At 63.7% G+C, this 4,252-nt stretch carries 3 protein-coding genes; all 3 read left to right on the top strand.

The features are described 5' to 3' along the window. A partial coding sequence (gene gcvT, locus ACR0M2_RS20600) for a glycine cleavage system aminomethyltransferase GcvT (RefSeq protein ID WP_480706883.1) occupies positions 1–888 on the top strand: 888 nt, incomplete at its 5' end. Positions 889–905: 17 nt separating this feature from the next. Beyond that, positions 906–1,271 carry a glycine cleavage system protein GcvH gene (gene gcvH / locus ACR0M2_RS20605; RefSeq protein WP_170352139.1) on the top strand — a complete coding sequence of 122 codons (366 nt, stop codon included), beginning with the start codon at positions 906–908 and terminating at the stop codon, positions 1,269–1,271. 143 nt (positions 1,272–1,414) lie between these two features. Next, a partial coding sequence (gene gcvP / locus ACR0M2_RS20610) for an aminomethyl-transferring glycine dehydrogenase (RefSeq protein WP_170554178.1) occupies positions 1,415–4,252 on the top strand: 2,838 nt, incomplete at its 3' end.

Here is a 4,252-nt window from a genome sequence, read left to right on the forward strand (position 1 = left end):
GAGGCGATCTGCCCGCAGGCCTATGCGACGCTGAAGGAAGGCAAAGCCCGCTACGGGTTCTTCACGAACGAAGACGGCGGGATCATGGATGATCTGATCGTGTCGAATGCGGGGGATCATTTCTTTGTGGTGGTGAACGCGGCGCTGCGGCATCAGGACATTCCGCATATGAAAGCGAACCTTGAAGGCGTTGAAGTGACCGAGATCTTCGACCGCGCGCTGGTGGCGGTTCAGGGCCCCAAGGCCGAAGATGTCGTGGGCGAACTGTGCCCGGCGGCGCGGGACCTGAAGTTCATGGAAACCACCGTCGCCGATATCAACGGTGTCGAATGCCGCATCTCGCGGCTGGGCTATACCGGCGAGGACGGGTACGAGATCTCGATCCCCGAGGATAAGGCAATCGAGGTCACCAAGGCCTTTCTGGCGCATGAGGATTGCGAACCTGCCGGTCTGGGCGCGCGCGACAGCCTGCGGCTGGAGGCGGGTCTGTGCCTCTATGGCAATGACATCGACCAGACGACCTCGCCGATTGAGGCGTCCCTTGGCTGGGCCATTCAAAAGCGCCGCAAGGAAGAGGGCGGTTTTCCGGGTGCGGACCGCGTACAAAAGGAACTGGCCGAGGGTCCTGCGCGCAAGCTGGTGGGCATCAAGCCCGACGGTCGCGCCCCCGCGCGTCAGGGCGTCGAAGTCCAATGTGCCGAGGGCAATACCATCGGCCAGATCACCTCGGGCAGCTTTGGCCCCACGGTCGGCGGTCCCGTTGCGATGGGCTATGTGAGCAAGGGTCATGGCGAGCCGGGCGAGAAGGTCAATCTGATCATCCGGGGCAAGGCGCAACCGGCGCAGATCGTGGCGCTGCCCTTCGTCAAACAGAATTACAAGCGTTGAAGTCAGGAGAGAGAGACATGGCAACCTATTATTCCGAAGAGCATGAATGGCTGACCGTCGAAGGGGACACGGCCACTCTGGGCATCACCAAACACGCGGCTGAGCAGCTGGGCGAAGTGGTCTTCGTCGAGCAGCAGGAAGCGGGCGACGAGTTCGAAAAAGGCGGCGAGATCGGCGTGATCGAATCCGTCAAGGCCGCGTCCGAGCTCTATGCGCCGGTCGATGGCGAGATCACCGAGGTCAACGAGGCGCTGGCCGACAACCCCGGCGCGCTGAACGAAGACCCCGAGGGCGAGGCCTGGATCTACAAGATCAAGATCGCGGATGCCGCGCAGCTTGAGGATCTGATGGACGAAGCCGGCTACAAGTCCTTCATCGGGTAAATCTATGTCGGAGCCCTGTCCCTGGGGCTCCGCCCGTTCGGGCCTGAATCTGTCCACCGGACAGATTCAGGGACGGCCCTCACTCTCCGCCGGAGGCTCCCGCAGTCTCCGCCGGACCTGACCTTTTCGACAGGAGCGCTGCAATGGCCTTCAAACTGACCGATTACGAAGCCTATGACTTCGCCAACCGCCGCCACATCGGCCCGTCGCCCACCGAGATGCGCGACATGCTCAAGGTGATCGGCTTCAAGACGCTGGACCAGCTGATCGACGCCACGGTGCCGCCTGCGATCCGGCAGAAAGAGCCGCTGGACTGGGGTCCGGCGATGACGGAACGCGATGCGCTCTTTCACATGAAAGAGGTGGCGAGCAAGAACAAGGTTCTGACCTCGCTGATCGGTCAGGGCTATTACGGCACCACCACGCCGGCACCGATCCTGCGCAACATCCTGGAAAACCCGGCCTGGTACACCGCCTATACGCCGTATCAGCCCGAGATCAGCCAGGGCCGTCTTGAGGCGCTGTTGAACTTCCAGACCATGGTCAGCGATCTGACCGGGCTGGACGTGGCCAACGCCTCGCTGCTGGACGAAGCCACAGCCGCTGCCGAAGCGATGGCGATGGCCAAGCGCGGCGGTCGCTCCAAGGCCAACAACGCGGCCTTCTTTGTCGACCGCAACTGCCACCCGCAGACCATCGCGGTGATCAAAACCCGGGCTGAGCCGCTGGGCATCGACGTGCAGGTCGGCGACCCCGATGCGCTGGATGCAGGTGCCGTCTTTGGCGCGATCTTCCAGTATCCCGGCACCCACGGCCATGTGCGCGACTTCACCGCCGAGATTGCGGCGCTGCACGAACACAAGGCCATTGCCATCGTTGCCGCCGACATCCTGTCGCTGGCGCTGCTGAAGTCACCGGGCGAGATGGGCGCGGATATCGCCATTGGCTCGACCCAGCGCTTTGGCGTGCCAATGGGCTATGGTGGCCCGCACGCCGCTTATATGGCGACCACCGACAAGCTGAAGCGGTCGATGCCCGGCCGGATCATCGGTGTCAGCATCGACAGCCGCGGCAACAAGGCCTACCGCCTGTCGCTGCAAACCCGCGAGCAACACATTCGCCGCGAGAAAGCCAACTCGAACGTCTGCACAGCGCAGGCGCTGCTGGCGGTCATCGCCTCGATGTATGCCGTGTACCACGGCCCCGACGGCATCAAGGCCATCGCGCAATCGGTGCATCGCAAGACCTCGCGCATGGCGGCTGGTCTGGAAGAGGCGGGCTTTGCCGTGGAACCGGAAGTGTTCTTCGACACCATCACGGTTGAGGTCGGCCACCTGCAGAACGTCGTGATGGAGGCCGCCGTGGCCCGTGGCGTCAACCTGCGCAAGGTCGGTGATACCAAGGTGGGCATCAGCCTGGACGAACAGACCCGCCCCGAGACCATCGAGGCCGTCTGGGGCGCCTTCGGCATCGACCGCAAGGATGACAGCTCGAACGTGGCCTACCGCCTGCCGGATTACGCGCTGCGCGAAAGCGCCTATCTGACTCACCCGATCTTCCACCAGAACCGGGCCGAGGCCGAGATCACGCGCTATATGCGCCGTCTGGCCGACCGCGACCTGGCGCTGGACCGGGCGATGATCCCGCTGGGGTCCTGCACCATGAAGCTGAACGCCACGATCGAGATGATCCCGGTCACCTGGCCCGAGTTCGGTAACCTGCACCCGTTCTGCCCCGAAGATCAGGCGCAGGGTTATCACGAGATGATTGCGGATCTGAACGACAAGCTGTGCCAGATCACCGGCTATGACGCGATCTCCCAGCAGCCCAACTCGGGCGCGCAGGGCGAATATGCGGGCCTGCTGACCATCCGCAACTATCACGCATCGCGGGGTGAGGCGCACCGCAATGTCTGCCTGATCCCGACCTCGGCGCATGGCACCAACCCGGCCTCGGCGCAGATGGTGGGCTATCAGGTTGTGCCGGTGCAGGCGGATGAGAACGGCAACATCGATGTCGCCGATTTCCGCGCCAAGGCGGAAAAGCACAGCGATCATCTGGCTGCCTGCATGATCACCTATCCGTCCACCCATGGCGTGTTCGAGACCACCGTGCAGGAGGTCTGCCAGATCACCCATGATCACGGCGGTCAGGTCTATATCGACGGTGCCAACATGAACGCCATGGTCGGCCTGTCGCGTCCGGGTGACATTGGCGGCGACGTCAGCCACCTGAACCTGCACAAGACCTTCTGCATCCCGCATGGCGGCGGCGGCCCCGGCATGGGCCCGATCGGCGTCAAGGCGCATCTGGAAGAGCATCTGCCCGGCCACCCGGAATACGGCAGTGCTATCGGCCCGGTCTCGGCCGCGCCCTTCGGTTCGCCGTCCATTCTGCCGGTCAGCTGGGCCTATGTGCTGCTGATGGGTGGCGCGGGTCTGACCCAGGCCACGAAAGTGGCGATCCTGAACGCCAACTACATCGCGGCGCGTCTGAGCGAGGCCTATCCGATTCTCTACACCTCGGAAACGGGCCGGGTGGCGCATGAATGCATCCTCGACACCCGTCCCTTGGACGAGGCGGCCCATGTCAGCGTCGACGACATCGCCAAGCGTCTGGTCGATTCAGGCTTCCACGCGCCTACCATGTCCTGGCCGGTGGCCGGCACCCTGATGGTCGAGCCCACGGAATCGGAACCCATGGCGGAACTCGACCGCTTCTGCGACGCCATGCTGTCCATCCGGGCCGAGGCACAGGACATCATCGACGGCAAGATCGACGCGGACAACAACCCGCTGAAAAACGCCCCCCACACGGTGCGCGATCTGGTCGGCGACTGGGATCGCCCCTACACCCGAGAACAGGCCTGCTTCCCGCCGGGCTCCATGGGCGTCGACAAATACTGGTCCCCCGTCAACCGCGTCGACAACGCATATGGCGACCGAAACCTCGTCTGCACATGCCCACCAATGGACGCATAC

It is taken from the genome of Ruegeria sp. BE10 (assembly GCF_056538905.1).

Excerpts from the sequence above, each read along its gene's own strand:
- gcvH (WP_170352139.1), top strand. The coding sequence starts at position 906 with ATGGCAACCTATTATTCCGAAGAGCATGAATGGCTGACCGTCGAAGGG.